Genomic DNA, 18,396 nt, shown 5'->3' on the forward strand with positions numbered 1-18,396 from the left:
AGGGTCAGTGGAAGGGGAAGGCGACCACTTCGTGGACGCCGCGGCCCTCGCACAGGGCGAGCAGGCGATCGACGCCGAGGCCGAAGGTGAACACGTCGGCGGGCTCGCTGCCGAGGTCTTCATAGAAGTCGACCGGCCCGGGGTCGCCGGTGATGCCGTGCAACTGGGTGCGCAGGGCGATGTTGTTCTCCACCATCGGCTTGTAGTCGGCGGCGTGGCGCAGCTTGAGTCCTCCGTCGCAGACTTCGACGCCCCGTGCGATGAGAGAAAACCGCTGCACCCGCCCACTGGCTTCGTCGATGCGGCTGTTGTGACGCAGCGCGTAGGGGAAGTCGGTCAGCACGGTCGGGTCGGTGATGTTGGCTTCCAGGGCGTGCTTCATGAACTCTTCGAGCACCTCCCAGGCGGTGTCGGAGGTGCCGGCGGTGTGGCCGTGGCTGCTGAGCCACATTCGTGCCTGGGCGGTCAGCTCCTCCTCGGGTAGGGCGCCGTCGGCTTGCAGGACCTCGGCGGCCATGTCGTCGAAGGTGCGCACACCGATGTGGAGCCAGTCCACCGCTGGCGCCTTCAGCGTGCTGTAGGTGACCGTGACGGCGCGCTGGACCACGTTGATGAGCAGGTCGATGCCCTGCTGGAGGCTCAGGTCTCGGGCGGCTGCCTGGCACATCGTGAACTCAATGGAGCGCACGGGGTCTTCGCGTTCGGCGCGGATCATCTTGCCCAGGTCATAGACGCGGTCGACGGCCACCGCCAGGCGTCGCAGATGGTCCTGGGCGGAGTGGCGCAGGTGAAAGTGCTCACCGGTCAGAGGGTGGGTGGTATCGAACTGAGGGATCGGGGCGCTCTCGCGGGCGCGGCACAGGACGGGCGTGGAGACCTCCGTGAACTGCATGGCGTGGAGGTGCTCGCGCATGGCCCGGATCATGTCCGCGCGGCGCGTGAGGAGCTTGTGCTCCTGGGGGTTGTTGCGCAGGAAGGTGCCGTAGAGGCGGGCTTCGGGGTGGGCGGTGGTCATGAGGTGCCTCCGGGGGTGGTGCGGGTCCAGGGCGAGGTGATTGTCAGGGCGTGCTCGGCGCGGTGGTCGAGGCGCGCTTCGGCCCCGATGGGCAGGCTGTATTTCAGCGGCGTGTGGCCGAAGGGGAGGCCGACGGCGATGGGGAAGTCGAACTCGCAGCACAGGTCCGTGACCATCTCGATCGCTCCGCGGCCACCGGAGGGCTCGCAGCCCACCAGCTCACCGACGACCATGCCGGCGATCTGGTCCAGGACGCCTCGGTCACGGAAGTGGGTCAGGGCCTGGTCGAGCACGTCGATCGGCTTGAACGCGTCCTCCCACACCAAGATCGCGCCCCGCCAGTTCGGCTCCCAGGGAGTTCCCAGCAAGCAGCGCAGGGAGGACAGACACCCGGCGACCAGGTGGCCCTCGGCGGTGCCGGGATAGGCCCAGCCGAGCGGGACAGCGATCCGGCCCGCCTCGCGTTCGCCGGCGAGCACCGCGGTGAAGTGGTCCGCGGTCTGAGCGGGCGCGTCCCCGGCGCCCCAGTCCCACATCACCGACGGCCCGTGGAAGGTCGGCATGTGCGTGCGGGCGGTGATCGCGTTGAGCAGCACGCTGGGGTCGCTCACCCCCACGATCGGCTTGGGGTGCGCGACGATCAGCGGGAAGTCCAGGCCCCGCAGGAGCCGGTTGGCGTTCTTGCCGCCTCCCGCGCAGATCACCGCAGCGATTGATGGGTCGGCGATGTAGGCGTGAAAGTCCTTCAGCAACTCGTCTTCGCTCGCGGCCCGGTAGCCGTTCAGGCCGACGGCGTGCTCGGCGATGACCGGCTCGAAGCCCCGGGCACGCAGGGCCTCGACCCCCCGGGCGAAGACACCGGGGTCTCTTGCGGGTTCGGGCGCGGAGACGGTCACGATGCCGATCCGATCGCCCTTGTTGACAGGGGCAGGAAGAACATGAGCGGTACTCAAGGCAGTCTCCTGGGCGAAGCCGCCGGTGCCGGGACAAAGCCGGCACCGGCGGCAGGGGGCGTCAGCGGGTGGGGGTCAGCCGCATACGGGTCTCGCCCCGGGCCCGCGCGGCGGTGGCATCGGACGTCCACGGCGTCAGGCTCGTGTAGTAGTCGAAAGTCGACCAGTTCTCCAACGAGCTGGGCGGCTCGAATCCCTTCGCGAGCGCCTCATCCCACAGCGGCGTCCCCGGATAAGGGGCGAACAGGTGCACGCGCGTCTCCGGGACGGGATTCAGCCCGCGCAGCTCCTCGATCAGTGAGTACGTGTCCTCCATCTCCGCCTCGGTCTCCCCGGGAAAGCCGACGATGAAGGTGTAGCTACCCAGGATGCCCGCCCCGGCGATCTCCGCGGCCACGTCGAGGATCCCCTCCCGGGTGATCTCCTTCTTGACGACATCGGCCAGGACCCGGTCGTTTCCAGACTCGACGCCCATCAGCAACCGTGAACAGCCGGACTCCGCGATCCGCTCCAGCAACGGCAGCTTCGCCCGGCGCGCCTTGCGCACATCATTGGGGTTGATGCTGGCCGCCCACTTCAGATCGAGGCCACGCTCGATGAGCCCGTCGCAGAACCCGAGCGAGCGCCGGAGGTTGACGAAGAAGTCGGCGTCGTAGAACTTCACGCCGTTGATGTCGTAGAGCCGGTGCAGCTCGGCGACGTCGTCGACGAGGTCCTTGGCGGCCATGGCGGAGTACTTGCGCTTGTAGGTGAGTTCGAAGCAGAACCGGCAGTTGTAGACGCAGCCCTGGCTGGAGACGTAGTTCAGGGTGCGGCTGGCCACCGTCGGGTCATTGCGGATGTACTTGGCCACGTCCAGCAGGTCCCAAGGGTAGGCCCCCAGGTTCCCTGTGCGGGGCGGGTTGACCTTGCCCTGCACGACGTGGCCGGCGTCCTCGGTGCGCAGGCCGGGCACGTCGCGTCGGCGAAGGCGCCCCAGCAGGGATCGCACGTAGTCGAGCATGGAGTTCTGCCCCGGGCCCTGGAGCACCGCATCGACCAGCGGGTGGGAGGCGGTCTGCTCGGGCTGCACGTTGACGTGCGGGCCGCCGAAGACCACCGGGGGGCAGAACAGCCTCTTCTTCGCCGCTGCCACCAGTTCCAGGGCGTGGCCGATCTGCCCGCCGCCGGTCATGATGCTCACCCCGATGCATAGCGCCCGGCCCAGGTACTCGTCCAGGAGCCGCTCCCAGGCCGTGGCGTCGTGCTGGTTGCCGTCGAAGAGCACCACGTCCACCAGTCCGCTCTCGCGCAGCGGCTTGGCGATGGTCAGCAGCGAGAAGGGCATCCAGTGGTAGACGTAGTCCTTCTCGTGATCGATCTTCGGATAGCAGAGGATCACCACCGGCCGCCCGCCGGACGTGCTCACCGCACCGGTGGCCAGGGACAGGGAAGGCATTCCGAGGTCGACGCTGTTCACCGGTGGGCCTCCATCAGTTCCTGAGGCGTGGCATTGCCCGGCCGGAAGTACGCCTCGCCGTACATCTCGAAGGCGGCCTCCACCTGCGCCGCCAGCGCGGCCTCGTCTCCCTGGGTCAGCAGGGGCGCGAGGTCCACGGTGACGTCCTCGCGCAGCAGGCAGAACTGAAGCCGGGCGTCCGCGGTCAGTCGCAGCGCCATCAGCGCATCGTGGCAGGGGAAGAGCGGACATCCCCGGCAGACCGAGCCGTACCAGGCGCCGGCGGTGGAGTCCTTGATGACCACCTTCGTTCCCGACGGCATCGTCAGAACGGTCATCGGGTGCCCCAGGCCACCCTGCTGGACTACCTGCTCGTCGATCGCACGCCCCCGCAGATCCGCGGCGAGGTCCTCCAGCGGCACGTACAGGTCATCGAGCTTGCGGCCCCGCTTGATCTCCAGGCGCCGGGCGAAGCTCTCGGTGCCCTCGCCGAGGTCCTTGATGATGTCCAGCAGCTTCACGCTGTGGACGCCGGCCTCTTCGCAGAACGCGACCAGCTGTTCGATCTCCGAGGTGTTGATCCCGGACATCACCACCACGTTGACCTTGACCGGGACTCCGGTGGCCACACACGCCTTGATCGCGGCCAGGACCTCGACGTGGTCATCGACTCCGCACACCTCGCGGTGCAGCTCGCGATCCAGCGTGTCGAGCGAGACGTTGAACAGGGTCACCCCCGCCTCAGCGAGAGCCGGCGCGAGTTCGCCGATGCGCGGGTGCCGCGAGATCACCTCCACCTCCCGCATACCGGCCTCGACCCGCAGGCGGCGCACCGCGTCCACGAGCGGTTCGTACAGGGCCGGGTCGCCGCCGGTCAGCTTGATGCCGTCGACTCCCTGTGCCCGCACGGCGGTCGCCACGGCGATGAGGTGGTCGGGGTCCAAGGCGGCACTGGACTCCGTCGCCACCGCCTCCCCCGAGGGACGGCAGTAGAAGCAGCTGCGCTTGCAGCGGGAGTTCACCGTTACCCGCACCTGGGGTAAGCGCATGTCTTTGTCCCCTTGCCGTTCACTGACATTCATGTTCAAAGCCTTTCGGTCCCTTCATTCACCAGCAACAACATTGGGTGGGACGGGTGTCAGGGTTGGAGCGGCAGGTGAGCGCAAACCCTGACACCACGATTGGCGGGTCAGGAGGGCGTTGGCCGTGACGCCCGTGTCCTGAGGGCGTGCGCCTCCTGGCGGAGGATGTCCGCGGGCGTGTCTCCGTCGAGTCGGGCACGGACGATGTGGTAACCGACATGTCCAACAGCACGTCCATCACGTCGACATCCCACACCGCGCGGGCAGCAGCAAGGGGATACAGGAGCGATGAACGGTCGACTGCGGAGGTCTGAAGGTCAGGCGTCTGTGGGCTTGGACTCCCGGCGGGACACGTAGGCGTTGTCCATGACGTAGTGGAAGTGCTCCCTGGGCTTGTTGCCCTGCGCCTCCTGCGCACGGAAGCGGCCGAATCGCGCCCAGTATTGGCGGCAGTGCTCCCGGCCCATGAGGTATTCGGCCAGGTAGGAGAGCTTCTGGCCGCGGGCGAGCCCCAAGCGGTGGCGCAGTTCGAGGGCGGCGATCTGCTGGTTGGCGTTCAGGAGCTTCACGTACTGCTCGGGGCCAATGTCCTCGGGAGCCCACAGCTTGGCGAGGTGAGGGTTGCTGGTTAGGTGGGTCAGGTAGTCCTGGTGGATGCGGGCGACAGCGGTCTCGTTCTGCTGTCGCTGGTGCCGTTCCCTCTGTGCGATCTGGATGGCTCCAACGGTGGCGAGACCGAGAATGGCGGCGTGCGAGACCTTCATTGCGTGCCTTTCGATATGGTGCGCGCCCCCTGCTGAGAGCGCATGATGAGCACCCGTGCCTCGTGGACCTGCTCGACCGTGCGGAGCAGGCTCCGCAAAAGGCGGGCGAGATTTTGTGCGCGTTGCGCGGCTGACCGCGGGGAGGCGCTCGTGGGCAATGGCAGTAGATGGAGCCGCCGGGACGCTTCGCCGAGGGTGGCCTGCGCCCTGGTGGCAACGTCCGAGTCAGCAAGAGCGAGACACTGAGTGCGCAGGTCATCGATCAGGATCCGGCCGTAGCTGGTGAATGCCTGGGCCGTGCTCAGCGCGTCCTCGACCGCAGGGAGACCGGCGCCGTGCACATCCCAGGACAGGGCCGTCTCGACAAGCGCCCGGACCTCGGCCTCCGTCATGCGGCGCCCGTCTCCTGGGGGGTGTGCGCCTCCTGGCGGAGGATGTCCGCGGGCGTGTCTCCGTCGAGTCGGGCACGGACGATGTGGTGATCCGACATGTCCAGCGGCACCTCGATCACGTCGACATCCGACACCGCGGGCAGCAGACCTTCCGAGGCGTAGATGCGGTCGATGCGCGCGTCCGGCCCGTGCGTCGCACAGCCGGTGACCGTTCGAGCCAGGGAGTGGGTGTTGCCGCTGCGAGCGGCGATGTGCCGCGCAACGTCTTCCAGGCCGGCGGTGCGCAGGGTCTCGTCCGGGCAGGTACACATCCGCCTGGTCCCGTCGGGACCGAGACAGGAGCGGTGGACCCGGTGTCGCCGGTCACGGATCTCTTCCAGGACCGGCAGCGGAAGATCGCCGGGGGCGCCGGGGACGGGGTAGCTGTTGTGGTCTCCGCCCATCAGCACGGGCAGTTTGACGGCTGTTCCCGCAGGGGTGATCCACGTCTTGTCAGCGAACGTGGTCGCCCAGTCCGCTTCGGCGTGCCGTTGCGTCGAGGAGGCGTAGTTGTGGTGGTACGAGCCGCAGACCACGGGGACCGCGTCAGGTCCTGCGGGGAGGAATCGCAGGCCCTGGACGGTCGGAGGCATCTTCCAGATGGTCTCCGCGTCCTTGTCCGGCCACCCGCGCACCGGGCTGAAGAGAGTCGGGGTGGCGAAGACGGCGGTATGGGAGGAGGGGCCCAGCCAGCCGTGCAGGGCCAAGTCCTCCTCCATGGAGTCCATCACGGACTTGCCCTTGGCATCGGCTCCCCACATCTCCTGCCGAAAGAGCAAGTCCGGTTGGAGCGAGGCGAGGAGCTGGTTGGCCTCCTTGCGCTTGGTGGCGTCGGTGCCGCCGTTGGCCTCGAAGTTCCAGCAGAGCACGGTGATGCTGCGGCCCATGCGTTCAGTGATCCTTTCGTGGGGCCTGGCAGATGAAGTCAGGCGTTTGGCCTTATGCGCTGCACCCCGCCCAGGGCGTGACGGAAGGGGCGAAGATGCAGGACGGCAGGGACTGCGGGGTCAGATGTCCGTCTCGGTGCTGGCGAGAGCGAGGAAGCCGCGGCGGGCGTGGATCCGTTGGAGGGCGTCCTCGTAGTCGCCGTTGAGGTCGGAGAAGTCGGTCCGGGAGGTCGCGGCGATGCCGTCTATGTCGTCGCGGTCGAGGGCATCCAGCAGGCGGGCGAGCTGAGGTCGCGTGGCCGGGTTGGTCATCCCCGTGAAGTCCACGGCCGGAGCCCGCTCCAAGAGCCAGCCGTTCCGAACGGCCAGGCCGCGGGCTACGGCCAACCGCACGGCAGGGTCCTGGTGCGCTTGCACCATGGTGTAGATGCCGATGCGGGGGCGCGGCGTACGGTTGATGGCCGAGGCAAGGGCGGCTTCGCGTATCGCCTGGAGGTCGGCGTTGGTCTTCGCCCGGCGGACGCAGCGTGGGACCAGTCTGGCCAGCACGGTCTCGACCTGTGTCGGGGCGGGCTGGGTGTGGGTTGCTGTCGCTGCGGTGTACCGGTCTGTGGTCATAGGCGTCCCTTGGAGGCGGGGTGCGGATCGGTGGCGCGCTGCATCTCGTTGGCTGTCACCAGGGGCCCGGGAGACCTCGGGCACGGCCGCGCCCGGCCGGGCGACGTCGTGTAGCGCTTGCACCAGCTCCCGGACGGCACAGGCGTACACCATCACCCCGGCGTGGGACCGCTCCACGGACCGATCGGGGTCCGCACACGCCAGCAGGATCTCCCACCGCTGCTCCTCGGAGCCCGAGCCGTCAGCTGCGGCGCAACGGGTGTGGCCGAAGGGCGCCCAGTGCTGCGCGATGTGTCGGGCCATGTTGAGGTTGCGGGCCACGGACGCGGGTGCGGCGCGACCGTGGCCGATGATTCGGCGCAGGACGAGGAGATCGTCACGAAGCTGGAGCGGGTCCAGCGTCCCGGACGCAGCGTGGTCGGTGGCTGTGGCTGTGGCTGTCACTTCGCCGCTCCGGTCACGTGAGGGTGGCTGACACAGCGCAGGCGGATGGGGAGGCTCGTGCGTGCATTCATGAGGACTGAAGGGGCGCGCGGCGCCGGCGCGGCCGGGGCGAGATCGGGCCACCGGCTGAACAGTTCCTTGAGTGCGATGCGTCCTTCGAGGCGGGCGAGGGGTGCGCCGATGCAGGCGTGAGGCCCGTGGCCGAAGCTGGTGTGGCCGCCCTCGCGGGTGATGTCGAAATCGTCTGCGGTGGGTCCGTAGCGGTCAGGGTCTCGGCCCATGGCGGCATAGGAGATCATCACCGGCTCGCCCCGGCGGATGAACGCGCCGCCGAGGACGCTGTCCCGGGTGGCGAACCGCATCAAAAAGTTGGCGGTCGGGGGCTGCCAGCGCAGGATCTCCTCGACTGCGCGATCCCACGGGACTTCGCCCTGGAGCAGCAGGTCGAGCTGGTCGCGATGGCTGGTGAGAGCGAGCACCCCATTGACGAGGAGGTGGACGGTGGTCTCGTGCCCGGCGGCGATGAGGACCTGCACGGTGGCGACGAGTTCCTCCGTCGACAGCTGCTCGTCTCGCGGGAGCTGGAGCAGGGCGCTGGTGAGGTCGTCCCCGGGATGGCGGCGCTTGGCGTCGAGGTGGCGGGTGATGATGTCCGCGATGGCCGCGAGCGCGGCCGTCGGATCGCGGGTGTCGTCGAAGACGATCTCGTACTCGGCGCGCAGGGCCTCGTGTTCGGACTCCGGCAGGCCCAGCAGAAGGCTGATAACGGTCATCGGCAGCGGCCACGCCACGAGCTGGCGGAAGTCGACGGTCCCGTCGTCGGCGACGGTGGCGGCGTCGGCGAGATCGGCCAGCAGCTTCTTGGTGATGATGTCGATGCTCGTCCGCAGAGCCCGTACCCGCGTCTCGGTGAACACGGTCGCCAGCGGTCCGCGCAGACGCCAGTGATCGACACCGTCGGTGGTGACCATGCTGCGCCCGGCCGGTGCGGCCAAGCCGATCAGTGGCCAGTCGGCGGGAATGTCGCCGCGCTGGAGGGCATCCCAGTGCCTCGGGTCCTTGCGGAAGACACAGGTGTTACGCAGTACGGCACGGGCAGTGGCGTCACGTGTGACCGCCCACACCGGCACGCCGCCGGGCAACTGGACCGGCACTACCGGGCCAGCCTTGCGCATGACGGCGGCGTCGTAATGAAGGTCGAGGCTGTGCGGGTCGAGCCGGTGCACCGGACGTGACAGCGTCAGCCCCGGTGCGGGCGGTTCGATCGCGGGGGAGGAGCAGGTCAGATCCACGGGGTGCCTCCGGCGTAGCGGGTGGTTGGCGGGGTGGGGGTGAAGGTGACGGGCAGGGATTCCAGGCCGCGCATCCACACCGACGGTTGCCAGCGGACCTGCTCGGGCGGGCAGGCCAGGTGCAGGTCGGGAAGGCGGTCGAGGAGGACCTCGATTCCGGCGGTGACGATCGTCTCGGCGAGGTCTCGGGCCGGGTCGGGGCAGCTGTGCGGGCCGTGGGAGTAGGACAGGTAGGCCCGGCTGCCGCGCATGCCGGCGCCAGGTTCGGGGCGGAGGTGGGGGTCGGTGTTGGCGGCGGCCAGCCCCAGCAGGACCAGGTCGCCGGCTGGGATGGTGGCGTGGCCGAGGTGGGCGGGGCGGCTAGTCCAGCGTCCGGCGAAGACCTGGGTGGGGGTGTCGTCCCAGAGGACTTCGCGCAGGGCCTGGCTGACGGCGAGCCGGCCACGGACGAAGGCGTCGGTGTGGCGGCGGTCGACGAGCATCCGGTAGGTGGCGTTGCCCATCCAGTACGCGGTGGTCTGGTGACCGGCCAGGATGGTGACGATCAGGTCCTGGCAGAGCTGCTCGTCGCTCAGGCCGACGGGGTCGGCTGCCAGCCGCGAGGCGGTGTCGGCACGTGGGTGTTCGCGTACCTGCCGGACGAGCGCTTGCATGGTGCGGTGGATGTGCTGGTGTCCGGCCAGGGCGCGGTCGCCGCCGGCGAGCTGGTCGGTGAATGCCGCCACCAGGTCTTGGTGCTCCTTGGCCGGTACGCCCAGGGCCCAGCCCATCACCATCGCCGGCAGCAGCAGGGCGAATTGAGCCATCAGATCGGCATGCCCGCTGTGCGCGAAGGACTCGACGAGGTCCTCGGCGCGTGACTCGCACTGGGCCCGGAACTCCACCGGATCGATGCCGGACAGGGCGGCGCTGACCGCCCCGGCGCGCTGCCGGTGCTCCTCCCCTTCGGTGTAAAGCAGAGAGTCGCCTGCCGGGCCGCCGCCGACCATCGGCCACAGCGGCCAGTCGGCCGGGATCTGCTCGCGCAGCCGCCACCGCGCCACGTTGCGCGCGAACAGCTCCGTGTCGACAGTGACTTGGGTCAGCTCGCGGTGCCCGAGCACCAGCCAGGCCGGCACCTGCCCATCCAGCAGGACCGGTGCCACCGGCCCGTAGGTGCGCCTCAACGCGGAGAAGACCTCGGCGGGGTCGCGGTGGTAGCCCGGGTCCCCCAGCAGGGTCGCCCCGCGGTGACTGTCGGGCAGCTCCACAAGCCCCGGAGTCTGCGGACTCTTCACGCTCGACCCTCCCGTCGGCCGGAGAGGTCCAGCACGTGCTGGACGAGAGCGATCAGTACGCCGCGTACTGATTGCCGGTCGCGGGCGTCGCAGCGCATCACCGGTGCTCCGGGGGCCATCTGCAGCGCGTCGCGGATGTCGTCCAGGGTGTGCTCCTGGTCCTCGTGGCCGAAGACGTTGTGGGCCACCACGTAGGGCAGGCTCGTGTCCTCGACCCGGTCCAGGGACCGGAAGCAGTCCTCCACCCGGCGGGTGTCGACCAGCACCACCGCGCCCAGGGCGCCGTTGAGCACCGTGTCCCACATGAACTTGAAGCGGTCCTGGCCGGGAGCGCCGAAGAGGTACAGCACCGTGGACTCGCTGAGCGCGGCCCGGCCGAAGTCGAAGGCGACCGTCGTGGTCCGCTTCGACGGTGTGGCGGAAAGGTCGTCGGTGCCGATGCTCGCGGCGGTCATCTCCGCCTCGGTGCGCAGCGGGGTGATCTCGCTGACGGCACCGACGAAGGTCGTCTTCCCGGCTCCGAAACCACCGGCCACCGCAACCTTCACGCCGCAGCTGGCGGTCTGCGGGAGCGGCACCCGCGTGGCTTCATAGCTTGTTGCGGAGTCCAACGAGGACCTCCCTCAAAAAATCAGCATCGTGTCGCGAGGCTGCGGCGGCGGGTGGAGGGTGTCGGGCGGTGACCCGGTTCTGGTCGAGGAGGCCGGAGATGAGGACCTGCGCCATCCCCACGGGCAGCTGGAGGCGGCTGGCGATCTCCACGACCCCGGTCGGCGAGGCGCACATCCGCACGATGGCGGACTCCTCCAGCCCGAGGCCGGCGGTATCGTCCCGCTCGGTGACGATCAACGAGACCGCGTCGAGGTCGTGGCCGGCTGTGGTGCGTCCGCGCAGGGCGACGAACGACCGGTCGGGCACGTCGCCGTCGCTCACGACGGGGTCCGAGGCGACCGCTCCGGGACGCTCAGGTGGTCTGCGGCACGCTCGACCAGCTGGGCCATCGCGGTGCCCACGATGCCGGGGTCGGCCTCGCTCTTGGCCACGGTGGCGAGGATGGCGCCTTTACCGGCCCCGACTGCCAGCAGCTGGATGTTCGGAGTGTCGACGGTGGCCGTCAATGCCGGGCCTCCGGTATCGAACAATTTCTCCAGCTGGTGGGAGACGGTGAGCCAAGTGGTGCACATTGACGAGAGGAGATCGGCGGTGTCGTGATCGAGGCTCTTGTCGTGGGCGATCTTCATGCCCTCGTCGGACAGGAGCAGGGCATGGAGCACACCGGGGGTGTCGTGGCAGAGCTGGTCGAGCAGCCAGCGAAGGTCAGCGTTCATCGTGGTTCTCCGGATTCGGTGCGGGGGCTGTGGCGCTGCGGGTGGCTTGGCGGAAGGCGGACACGCGCCGCCCGGATTCCTGCGGGCTACGCGTCGGCGGCGATCCCGGCTCGGGTGATTGCGCGGCCGGGCTGGACCGCGTGGCGCCTGGGACGCGGCGAGGCAGGCGCCTGGTGCCGGGAGGCGGCTGAGGTGCGGCGGCCGAACTCGGCGGCCCGCTGCCTTGTGGAAGGAGCGGAGCACGGCCGGCTGCGGGGACGGACGCGGTGTCGTGGGTGAGCCACTGGCGGGGCAGGACCACGCTGGCTCGGATGCCGCCCGAGGCGGAGGCGCAGAACGCGATCCGCATACCGAAGCGGTCACCCGCGAGCCGTGCGGCGGCGAGGCCCAGCCGGCTTCCGGAGAGCCTGGTGATGTCCAGCGGCTGCTCGAAGTCGACGATTTCGCGTGCACGGGCCAAGGACTCTTCGCTCATGGATAGGCCGCTGTCGTCGATGTGCACGACGATCGCCGAGGCGACATCCTCAACCGACATCCACACCTGCGTCGTCGGGGAGCTGAAGCGCAGTGCGTTGTCGAGGATCTCCGACAGCACGTGGATGGCGGCACCGACAGCCGGTCCGGCGACCGCCACAGGCACACGGGGAAGAGCCAGCTCAACTCGGGGATAGTGCTCACAGGCACCAACTGCCGCCCGCATGACGCGCTCCAGCGACACAGGCTTCGCCCATGGTCGTCCCGCTCGGCGGGCGCCGGACAGGGCCAGCAGCCGCTGGGTCAGCAGCCCTGTACTCGACAGCCGCGCATCGAGCGCCTCGAAATCGGCGCGCACCGCTTGCCGGTGAATCGGTGCGGAACCGCTGTCCCAGTAGAGCCTCTTCCGCTCATCGATTTCCCGAAGGTGATCGACGACCGCAGCATGGAGGCGTTTCCCGCAGCCCTGCACCATGACCATCGCGGACGTTAGCCGCCGGTGCTCCTGGTGGAGCGTGTGCACCGTCGTGTGGACGACACCCCGCAGTGTCTCGTCCGTGGGCAGCAGACCTTCCTGGCCGAGTCGCGCCAGGGCGGTGGCTGCCGATGCGCGCTCGCGCAGCTGGTCCACGGCCCAAGGCAGCACGTGGGTTGCCCGATCGATGTCGTCCCGGAGGCGACGAAGATCAGCTTCCGATCGCCCCTGGGCGACCTCCGCGCGACGCACCCGTTCCCACGCCTCATCGCGCTCCCGGCCGACAGCGCGGAGCCGGTGCTGCGCCTCAGCCAGTCCCGCCGCCACCAGCATGGAGGAGGCGGCAGTGCACCAGGCAACGGCCGCACGGCCCGGTGGCGACGACAGCATCACGGCGGCAGCGGACGCGGCAGCGACCAGAGCGACCACCAGCACGCTTCGCCCCAGCGTCATCTGTGGAGCCCGCCGGTGGCGCGGCCGGCTGGCCTGATCCAGGGGAGGTATCTGGGTCACAAGTCCTCGAAGAGAAAGGGGGATGGGACGGGAAGACACGGTCGTGCCGGGACTAGAGGTGAAGGCGGCCGATGAGCTGGGCGACGAGGCGGCACGTCTCGGTGATGGCCGGAGCGGCCTGGCCATGGGCCAGCTCGAAGCCGAACACCACGGCTACAGTTGCCGGCCCGCCCCGCAGCTTCTGGCCGCGGATCAGCGCCACCATCAGCACGCCCAGCACTACGACCGCGGGTACGGTCAGGCGCATGACGCCGCAGCCAGCCGACGGGCAGAACTGACGTGCAACATCCGGTCGGCCACCGCAACAAGGTCGGTGAGGTGCCGCGGATCGGACGGGAGCAGCCACAGTCGGCCATCGCAGCCACCGCGGTGTCGACCGTCGACGGGGCAGGAAAGGTCCCGCCCCCGAACCCCCAGCCGCTCGCCATCCAGGCTGTGTCGGCACTCCGCGGCCACCGCCACGTAGAGCCGTCGGTGCCGCGGGCAGCACAGGACCGGGCCCACGGGCTCGCCGTCGTAAAGGAGGGCCTCCAGGGCTGGAAGTCCTGGCTGCAAGCCAAGCGGCAAGATCGCCCAATCCAGTTGCGCCAGCGGATCGGGGAACGGCTTCTCGGCCAGCTGCACCCACCAGGCGTACGTCGTGGCAGGGGTGACGTCGCGTACGGCGGGAGCGGCGTCCGCGATAGTGATCATCGGTGACATGCCCGCCTCACACCGCGCGACGTGCTTCCCCTGAGGAGGCTCGCCCACCGGCTGGCCGCCCCGGACCGGGCCAGGCGCGAGGGGCTGCCGATAGCCGGCCCGGCGAAGGCCCGCTCGTCGGCTGCTGCCCAGACCAGGAGGCACTGGGCGATCTCAGCCAGGCGCACGAGGTGGACGCGTGAACGGACGTAGTCCGGCGGCATCTCTCGGCGACGCAGGTCGTCGGCTTGGGCCAACAAGCGGCGAAGCTTTTCGGGTGCGCCGGCTAGCCCCTCAGGAACCAGCAGACCGGCAAGCGCAACGATGTGGGTCTGTAACCGTTCCACAAGGTCGGCGACATCCGTTTGGGATGCTGGTAGCGGCACCGAAACGTCGAGGACGAGCGCAACTGTCTCTGCCGCACTAGCGGCGGGCGATCGGACAGACGTGCAACGAACCTTGAGGGGCCGTCGCAGCACCGCTAAGAGGGGCGCTATCAGGCGCTTCACGGCACTTCCCTCCTGGTTTGGTGGCGAAGGCCATAGGTCATGGGGCCGGGGATCATGCTGCGGCTCGCTTGGACTGCGGCCGGAATTCGACCCAGACGTCTTTGCCGATGCCGCCACCGGAGCTGTTCACGGTCACGCCCCAGGCATCGGCGGCGTTGGTGACGAGGAACAACCCTCGGCCGCTCTCGGAGCACGCATCCGCGGCCCGAACAACAGGAAACCGCGGGCTGTTGTCGCTGACGACGATCCGCAGAGCACACACGGACGGCTGGATGAGAAGAACGCACTCATCGGAATCCGCATGCTTCCAAACGTTGGAGAGCAGCTCCGTGACGCACAGTGAGGCGGCGTCATCCAACTCGCCCCACCCGCACTCGCGCACGTACGCAAGGACGGTGCCTCGTACGTGTCCGATGCTCTGCGGATCGATGGTCAGTTCTTCCCTGTACTGCTGCGTGCCTGTACCTGCCATGACGGTCATGGCGCCTCCGAATGGGCCAGGCCGATGCCGTGCTCGTCTTCGGCTCGCGGATTCAGCTGTGCAGCTTGGGGGATGAAGACTCCGTCGTGCATACCGATGCCCTGGAAGCAGTTGCGGAGAGGCGTGTCCGGCGGTCGCTGGTGGATCTGAATGGTGGAACTCTGAAGACCGACGTCTCGATGGGGCGTGCGGCTCGGCCATACGGCAGTCATTGTCATCGCATCCTCTGGGGGCTCCGGATGACCGCCCGGACCGCGGAGACGGCCCTGCTGAGAGGGCTCCGCTCGTCGTCGGGGGCGAGGAGGGAACGTGCTTCGGCAAGGCAGCGGACCAATGGCACCGGGCTGGTGAGCAGGGGCGCACCGCCTATGGCGGAATCGGTGCTGGGCGCCTGCAGCCACTCCACCGGCACGCCTGACGCCGCTGGCGAGCTCCCGGGGATGCGGATCGCGTGGCCGCGGCCGATGCAGACGGGAATCGCTTTGTGATCGGACCACGTCGAGTTGGCGACCAGCCCGCTCCAGCGGGTCGCAGTGCCGGGGGGAACGAGGACGGCCACCGTGGTCAGGTTCGTGAAGCGGATGGCCGGCCCGAGGGTCTGTTCGTACCGGCGAAGGATCTCGTACGTCAGCTCCACCAGAGACCGCTCGGCCAGAACGACGTCGAAGGTGATACCGGTTGAGAGCCGCCGCGGATTGTGAGGAGTGAGTCGCCAGGCGGCAATGGATTCGGCCGGTGAGGAGGTAGCTGCGGCGAACCACGCGGACAGGCGTTCGTGCTCGCCAGTCGCGGTGCAGGTCTCCATGAGCCCTCCCAGTTGAATCCAAGCGGCTAGTACGCACAGTGCGTCCTTCGCCACCTAGTGCATCGGAGGTGGAGCCCTCTGACCAGGTCCTTTCGCCCGAACCTTCAGCGCCCCCTACCAGCCCTTTATCCGCCCTTTCGGATGCCCTTTCGCTCTCACCAGCCCTTTTGCTGACGACGCCTCACATCCCCCTTTGCTCGGCAGTTACGGTGAGCCGACACCACTTGGCTAGGGGGTATCCGGTGAGTCGTAGCGCCATGAAAGAGATCCGCCGGGGCCGGAACCGGACTCAGGCGAAGGCTGTCGACGAACTGAATGATTTGGCGGGACAGCTCGCTGCCGAGGGACGAGTCTCGAAGCGGCCTACCTTCACCGTCCGTCAGCTGTCGAAGTGGGAGAGCGAGACACAGGAGCGGCCGTATCCACACCCGGACGCCCGGCTGGTTCTGGAGGCGTACTACCAGAGGTCGGTGGCGGAACTGGGACTCCTTCCGAGGAGCAGTGTGAACACGTCCGCCGTGCCTGTGGTGGCTCCGGTGCCCCTCTTCGAACAATCAGCATCTGCAGCTCCCTTCCTCGTCGGCGGGCACGCAATCACCTCTGGTGATCAGGACCCACCGCCGTGGCTGGCCGAGACCACTACGGGCGCGGCCAGCTCGGAAGACTGGAAGATCGCCGAGGACGAGGTCGATCTTCTGTACGAAGCCGCAGACGACATGGACGCCCAGGACCAGCAGTTCGGAGGAAACAGGCTCTGGCGGCCGACACGCGCGCACCTGCTCTGGGTGCACCACATGATCGACCGAGGCATTTACGACGAGCGCTTGGGACGCCAACTCCATGCGTTGGCCGGTAAGTTCACGACTAGTCTCGGTTGGTTCTGCTACGACGCAGGGCTCCACACAGAGGCTCGCCAGCACTTCTCTGAGGCGCTGAACGCCGCAATGCTGACTGGCGATGATGTGCTCGCCAGTCGGACCCTGAGCAATATGGCCAGGCAGGCGGTGGATCTAAACAAAGGGCGGGAAGCGGTTCGTTTCTCACGGCTCGCGCAGACTCACGCGAACCTCTGGAGCGCGCCAACCCGAGTGACGGCCCTGCTGGCGATCCGGGAGGCTCAGGGGCATGCGCGAGTCGGGGACGCCGTCAACTGTGAGGGCGCGATCAAGAGGGCCTGGAAGGAGTGGGAGCGCGGCAAGGACGACCGCGACCCGGATTGGACGTTGTTCCTGAACCTGGCCGAGCTGACGTGCTTGGAGGGGATGTGCCGTCTCGATCTGGGCCAGACGGTCCCGGCCCAGCGGCTCCTGGCGAAGTCCGAGCAGCTCCAAGTCGTTGCGCATTCGCGGAACCGTGGCATGTGCCTCGGCCGGCTCTCGGTTGCGGCCATCGAGGCGGGGGACGTCGAACACAGCGTGCAAGCCACGACGAAAGCCATCGAACTGATCAGGACGTCCTGCATGTCTTCCGCTCGGGCGGTCGAGCAGTTGAAGATCGTCCACGACGGGCTGGCCCCTCATCACCGCGCACGCGGGGTCGGGGACCTGCTGGAAGAGATCCGCGCGGTCGTCGCGTGATTGAGCAAAGGAGAGGTGCAACCAGTGGATGCGGAGTTCGAGCGGTACGACGGGACCTCGGTCAAAGCCATCGCTGATGAGCTGATCGAGGTGTACGCCCGGGTATACGACGCCCCCCCGTACAGGGGCGATCCCTTCTTCTCCGTTGCCACCTTTTGTGAGCGGCTGGAGGCTGCCTTTGGTAGCGAAGGCTTCGAGACAGTGACCGCACGCCAGGGCGGACAGATCGTCGGCTACGTGCACGGCGCTACGCTGCCCGCCGACAAGCTCTGGTGGACATCGCTCGGTGAACGACGGCCGGCGCAGCTCCGGAGCCTCGCGGATGCGGGTCAGGTCTTCTGGCTTCGGGAGCTGATGGTCTCCCCCGAGTTCCAGAACCAGGGCCTCGGGAGAAAGATCCACGACACCGTGATCGCGGGACGCGCCGAGAGCACCACTGCCCTGACCTGCATTATCGACAACCAGCCAGCGCACGATGCCTACCTGCGATGGGGGTACACGGTAATGGGGCAGATCAAGCACGCCCCCGAATCGCCGACCTACAACGCCATGTACCTGCCGAACGCATGATGACCGGAACGACTATGAATCAAGCGATCACACAACCCGACCCGATCCCGGTGACCACAAGCCGTCGGGACCGACTCTCGTCGGACGCCACGGCCCTCTTTGTGTACGGAACGCTCCAGTTCGATGCGGTCCTCGAAGCGCTGCTCGGTCGGATACCGAAGCGCGCGACGGCCAGCGCACCGGGCTGGCGCGCAGCAGCATTGGAAGGCCGCGTCTACCCTGGGCTCGTAGCATCTCCCGGCTATGCGGCTCCCGGCTTGCGGCTCACCGACCTCAGCCGAAGGGAGTGGGGGATCCTCGACGCCTTCGAGGATGACCGCTACGACCTACGTGAGGTCGACCTGACCTCTGGCGGGCGCGGCCTCGCTTATGTCTGGCCGGACGGTGATGTCCGCGGCGAGAACTGGGACGCCGAGCAGTTCAAGGCCCTCCACCTTCAGGAGTACGCCGCTCGGTGCGCACGGATCGCCCCGGCATTGGCCGCCCAAGCAGACCAGTAAAGCGCGTGGCGTTCGGGAGGCCGCCAGCTCCTCGAACGCTGTGCGGGTCTCTCGGCGCCGGCCTCTTGTCGCCCGTAGAACCAGTCAGGATCATCCTAAGGTCCTAGGTTTGGGGGCTCCGTAGGGGTCGGCGGCGGGTATTCGCTCACGGCAGAAAAGAACGAACTCCAAAAGCCTGGAAAATTTCGCCGAGACCATGTCAACGTACAACGTCCCGGATATCACCAAGTCAGAGGTGCAGTTGTTCCGGTGCGGCCAGGGTGGCGATTAATTCGGAATCCT

Annotated in this window: 22 protein-coding genes; 3 read left to right on the forward strand and 19 right to left on the reverse strand. The window is 68.2% G+C overall.

Going from position 1 to position 18,396, the window contains the following annotated elements; all coding sequences use genetic code 11:
• Positions 1 to 4: 4 nt before the first annotated feature.
• The 19 genes from AC3EUV_RS00960 to AC3EUV_RS01050 form a co-directional block, all read right to left on the reverse strand.
• Positions 5 to 1,015, reverse strand: a complete 1,011-nt coding sequence (locus AC3EUV_RS00960) for an amino acid--tRNA ligase-related protein (protein WP_432141129.1) — start codon at positions 1,013 to 1,015, stop codon at positions 5 to 7.
• Positions 1,012 to 1,968: a S66 peptidase family protein gene (locus AC3EUV_RS00965; protein ID WP_435601893.1), complete on the reverse strand. Its 957-nt coding sequence runs from the start codon at positions 1,966 to 1,968 to the stop codon at positions 1,012 to 1,014. The genes AC3EUV_RS00960 and AC3EUV_RS00965 overlap by 4 nt, the downstream gene beginning before the upstream one ends.
• Before the next feature lie 61 nt (positions 1,969 to 2,029).
• Entirely contained in the window at positions 2,030 to 3,427 is a 1,398-nt protein-coding gene (locus AC3EUV_RS00970) for a B12-binding domain-containing radical SAM protein (RefSeq protein ID WP_432141131.1), read from the reverse strand.
• Positions 3,424 to 4,455 (reverse strand): radical SAM protein, encoded by a 1,032-nt coding sequence (locus AC3EUV_RS00975; protein WP_432141132.1) that lies wholly within the window; start codon positions 4,453 to 4,455, stop codon positions 3,424 to 3,426. Before AC3EUV_RS00975 ends, AC3EUV_RS00970 begins: the two co-directional genes overlap by 4 nt.
• 350 nt (positions 4,456 to 4,805) lie before the next feature.
• Positions 4,806 to 5,252 (reverse strand): DUF6082 family protein, encoded by a 447-nt coding sequence (locus AC3EUV_RS00980; RefSeq protein WP_432141133.1) that lies wholly within the window; start codon positions 5,250 to 5,252, stop codon positions 4,806 to 4,808.
• Positions 5,249 to 5,644 carry a DUF6415 family natural product biosynthesis protein gene (locus AC3EUV_RS00985; protein WP_432141134.1) on the reverse strand — a complete coding sequence of 132 codons (396 nt, stop codon included), beginning with the start codon at positions 5,642 to 5,644 and terminating at the stop codon, positions 5,249 to 5,251. Before AC3EUV_RS00985 ends, AC3EUV_RS00980 begins: the two co-directional genes overlap by 4 nt.
• Positions 5,641 to 6,570, reverse strand: coding sequence for an exonuclease/endonuclease/phosphatase family protein (locus AC3EUV_RS00990; protein ID WP_435601894.1), 930 nt, complete (start codon positions 6,568 to 6,570; stop codon positions 5,641 to 5,643). The genes AC3EUV_RS00985 and AC3EUV_RS00990 overlap by 4 nt, the downstream gene beginning before the upstream one ends.
• Positions 6,571 to 6,690: 120 nt before the next feature.
• Positions 6,691 to 7,632, reverse strand: a complete 942-nt coding sequence (locus AC3EUV_RS00995) for a hypothetical protein (RefSeq protein ID WP_432141136.1) — start codon at positions 7,630 to 7,632, stop codon at positions 6,691 to 6,693.
• Positions 7,629 to 8,924, reverse strand: a complete 1,296-nt coding sequence (locus AC3EUV_RS01000) for a cytochrome P450 (protein WP_432141137.1) — start codon at positions 8,922 to 8,924, stop codon at positions 7,629 to 7,631. The genes AC3EUV_RS00995 and AC3EUV_RS01000 overlap by 4 nt, the downstream gene beginning before the upstream one ends.
• Positions 8,915 to 10,201, reverse strand: a complete 1,287-nt coding sequence (locus AC3EUV_RS01005; protein WP_432141138.1) for a cytochrome P450 family protein — start codon at positions 10,199 to 10,201, stop codon at positions 8,915 to 8,917. The genes AC3EUV_RS01000 and AC3EUV_RS01005 overlap by 10 nt, the downstream gene beginning before the upstream one ends.
• Complete coding sequence (locus AC3EUV_RS01010; protein WP_432141139.1) at positions 10,198 to 10,812, reverse strand: GTP-binding protein; 615 nt, start codon at positions 10,810 to 10,812, stop codon at positions 10,198 to 10,200. Before AC3EUV_RS01010 ends, AC3EUV_RS01005 begins: the two co-directional genes overlap by 4 nt.
• On the reverse strand, positions 10,790 to 11,134 hold the full coding sequence (locus AC3EUV_RS01015; RefSeq protein WP_432141140.1) for a DUF742 domain-containing protein: 345 nt from the start codon (positions 11,132 to 11,134) through the stop codon (positions 10,790 to 10,792). The genes AC3EUV_RS01010 and AC3EUV_RS01015 overlap by 23 nt, the downstream gene beginning before the upstream one ends.
• A complete protein-coding gene (locus tag AC3EUV_RS01020) occupies positions 11,131 to 11,529 on the reverse strand; it encodes a roadblock/LC7 domain-containing protein (protein ID WP_432141141.1) in 399 nt (132 codons plus the stop codon). Before AC3EUV_RS01020 ends, AC3EUV_RS01015 begins: the two co-directional genes overlap by 4 nt.
• A complete protein-coding gene (locus AC3EUV_RS01025) occupies positions 11,519 to 12,931 on the reverse strand; it encodes an ATP-binding protein (protein WP_432141142.1) in 1,413 nt (470 codons plus the stop codon). The genes AC3EUV_RS01020 and AC3EUV_RS01025 overlap by 11 nt, the downstream gene beginning before the upstream one ends.
• A gap of 112 nt (positions 12,932 to 13,043) precedes the next feature.
• Positions 13,044 to 13,238 (reverse strand): hypothetical protein, encoded by a 195-nt coding sequence (locus tag AC3EUV_RS01030; RefSeq protein WP_432141143.1) that lies wholly within the window; start codon positions 13,236 to 13,238, stop codon positions 13,044 to 13,046.
• Complete coding sequence (locus AC3EUV_RS01035) at positions 13,229 to 13,684, reverse strand: hypothetical protein (RefSeq protein WP_432141144.1); 456 nt, start codon at positions 13,682 to 13,684, stop codon at positions 13,229 to 13,231. Before AC3EUV_RS01035 ends, AC3EUV_RS01030 begins: the two co-directional genes overlap by 10 nt.
• On the reverse strand, positions 13,681 to 14,298 hold the full coding sequence (locus tag AC3EUV_RS01040; protein ID WP_488187836.1) for a DUF6415 family natural product biosynthesis protein: 618 nt from the start codon (positions 14,296 to 14,298) through the stop codon (positions 13,681 to 13,683). Before AC3EUV_RS01040 ends, AC3EUV_RS01035 begins: the two co-directional genes overlap by 4 nt.
• The gene (locus AC3EUV_RS01045) at positions 14,234 to 14,662 is read right to left on the reverse strand and encodes an ATP-binding protein (protein WP_432141145.1); all 429 of its coding nucleotides are present in this window, start codon (positions 14,660 to 14,662) and stop codon (positions 14,234 to 14,236) included. Before AC3EUV_RS01045 ends, AC3EUV_RS01040 begins: the two co-directional genes overlap by 65 nt.
• A 214-nt stretch (positions 14,663 to 14,876) precedes the next feature.
• On the reverse strand, positions 14,877 to 15,467 hold the full coding sequence (locus tag AC3EUV_RS01050; protein ID WP_432141146.1) for a hypothetical protein: 591 nt from the start codon (positions 15,465 to 15,467) through the stop codon (positions 14,877 to 14,879).
• A gap of 257 nt (positions 15,468 to 15,724) precedes the next feature.
• Here AC3EUV_RS01050 and AC3EUV_RS01055 point away from each other — a divergent pair, with 257 nt between their 5' ends.
• The 3 genes from AC3EUV_RS01055 to AC3EUV_RS01065 are packed head-to-tail and all read left to right on the forward strand — an operon-like array spanning position 15,725 to position 18,114.
• The gene (locus AC3EUV_RS01055) at positions 15,725 to 17,044 is read left to right on the forward strand and encodes an NsdA family TPR-like regulatory protein (protein WP_432141147.1); all 1,320 of its coding nucleotides are present in this window, start codon (positions 15,725 to 15,727) and stop codon (positions 17,042 to 17,044) included.
• A 24-nt stretch (positions 17,045 to 17,068) separates the two neighbouring features.
• Positions 17,069 to 17,614, forward strand: coding sequence for a GNAT family N-acetyltransferase (locus AC3EUV_RS01060; RefSeq protein ID WP_432141148.1), 546 nt, complete (start codon positions 17,069 to 17,071; stop codon positions 17,612 to 17,614).
• A 14-nt stretch (positions 17,615 to 17,628) separates the two neighbouring features.
• A complete protein-coding gene (locus AC3EUV_RS01065) occupies positions 17,629 to 18,114 on the forward strand; it encodes a gamma-glutamylcyclotransferase family protein (protein ID WP_435601895.1) in 486 nt (161 codons plus the stop codon).
• The last annotated feature ends 282 nt before the right edge of the window (positions 18,115 to 18,396 follow it).

It is taken from the genome of Streptomyces sp. bgisy130 (assembly GCF_057708345.1).

What these genes read in the sequence shown, in the direction of transcription:
- AC3EUV_RS01035 (WP_432141144.1), bottom strand. Translation starts at nt 13,684, where the DNA reads ATGATCACTATCGCGGACGCCGCTCCCGCCGTACGCGACGTCACCCCT.
- AC3EUV_RS00980 (WP_432141133.1), bottom strand. Translation starts at nt 5,252, where the DNA reads ATGAAGGTCTCGCACGCCGCCATTCTCGGTCTCGCCACCGTTGGAGCC.
- AC3EUV_RS00975 (WP_432141132.1), bottom strand. Translation starts at nt 4,455, where the DNA reads ATGCGCTTACCCCAGGTGCGGGTAACGGTGAACTCCCGCTGCAAGCGC.
- AC3EUV_RS01045 (WP_432141145.1), bottom strand. Translation starts at nt 14,662, where the DNA reads ATGACCGTCATGGCAGGTACAGGCACGCAGCAGTACAGGGAAGAACTG.
- AC3EUV_RS01050 (WP_432141146.1), bottom strand. Translation starts at nt 15,467, where the DNA reads ATGGAGACCTGCACCGCGACTGGCGAGCACGAACGCCTGTCCGCGTGG.
- AC3EUV_RS01030 (WP_432141143.1), bottom strand. Translation starts at nt 13,238, where the DNA reads ATGCGCCTGACCGTACCCGCGGTCGTAGTGCTGGGCGTGCTGATGGTG.
- AC3EUV_RS00960 (WP_432141129.1), bottom strand. Translation starts at nt 1,015, where the DNA reads ATGACCACCGCCCACCCCGAAGCCCGCCTCTACGGCACCTTCCTGCGC.
- AC3EUV_RS00985 (WP_432141134.1), bottom strand. Translation starts at nt 5,644, where the DNA reads ATGACGGAGGCCGAGGTCCGGGCGCTTGTCGAGACGGCCCTGTCCTGG.
- AC3EUV_RS01065 (WP_435601895.1), top strand. Translation starts at nt 17,629, where the DNA reads ATGAATCAAGCGATCACACAACCCGACCCGATCCCGGTGACCACAAGC.
- AC3EUV_RS00990 (WP_435601894.1), bottom strand. Translation starts at nt 6,570, where the DNA reads ATGGGCCGCAGCATCACCGTGCTCTGCTGGAACTTCGAGGCCAACGGC.
- AC3EUV_RS01020 (WP_432141141.1), bottom strand. Translation starts at nt 11,529, where the DNA reads ATGAACGCTGACCTTCGCTGGCTGCTCGACCAGCTCTGCCACGACACC.
- AC3EUV_RS01025 (WP_432141142.1), bottom strand. Translation starts at nt 12,931, where the DNA reads ATGACGCTGGGGCGAAGCGTGCTGGTGGTCGCTCTGGTCGCTGCCGCG.
- AC3EUV_RS01055 (WP_432141147.1), top strand. Translation starts at nt 15,725, where the DNA reads ATGAAAGAGATCCGCCGGGGCCGGAACCGGACTCAGGCGAAGGCTGTC.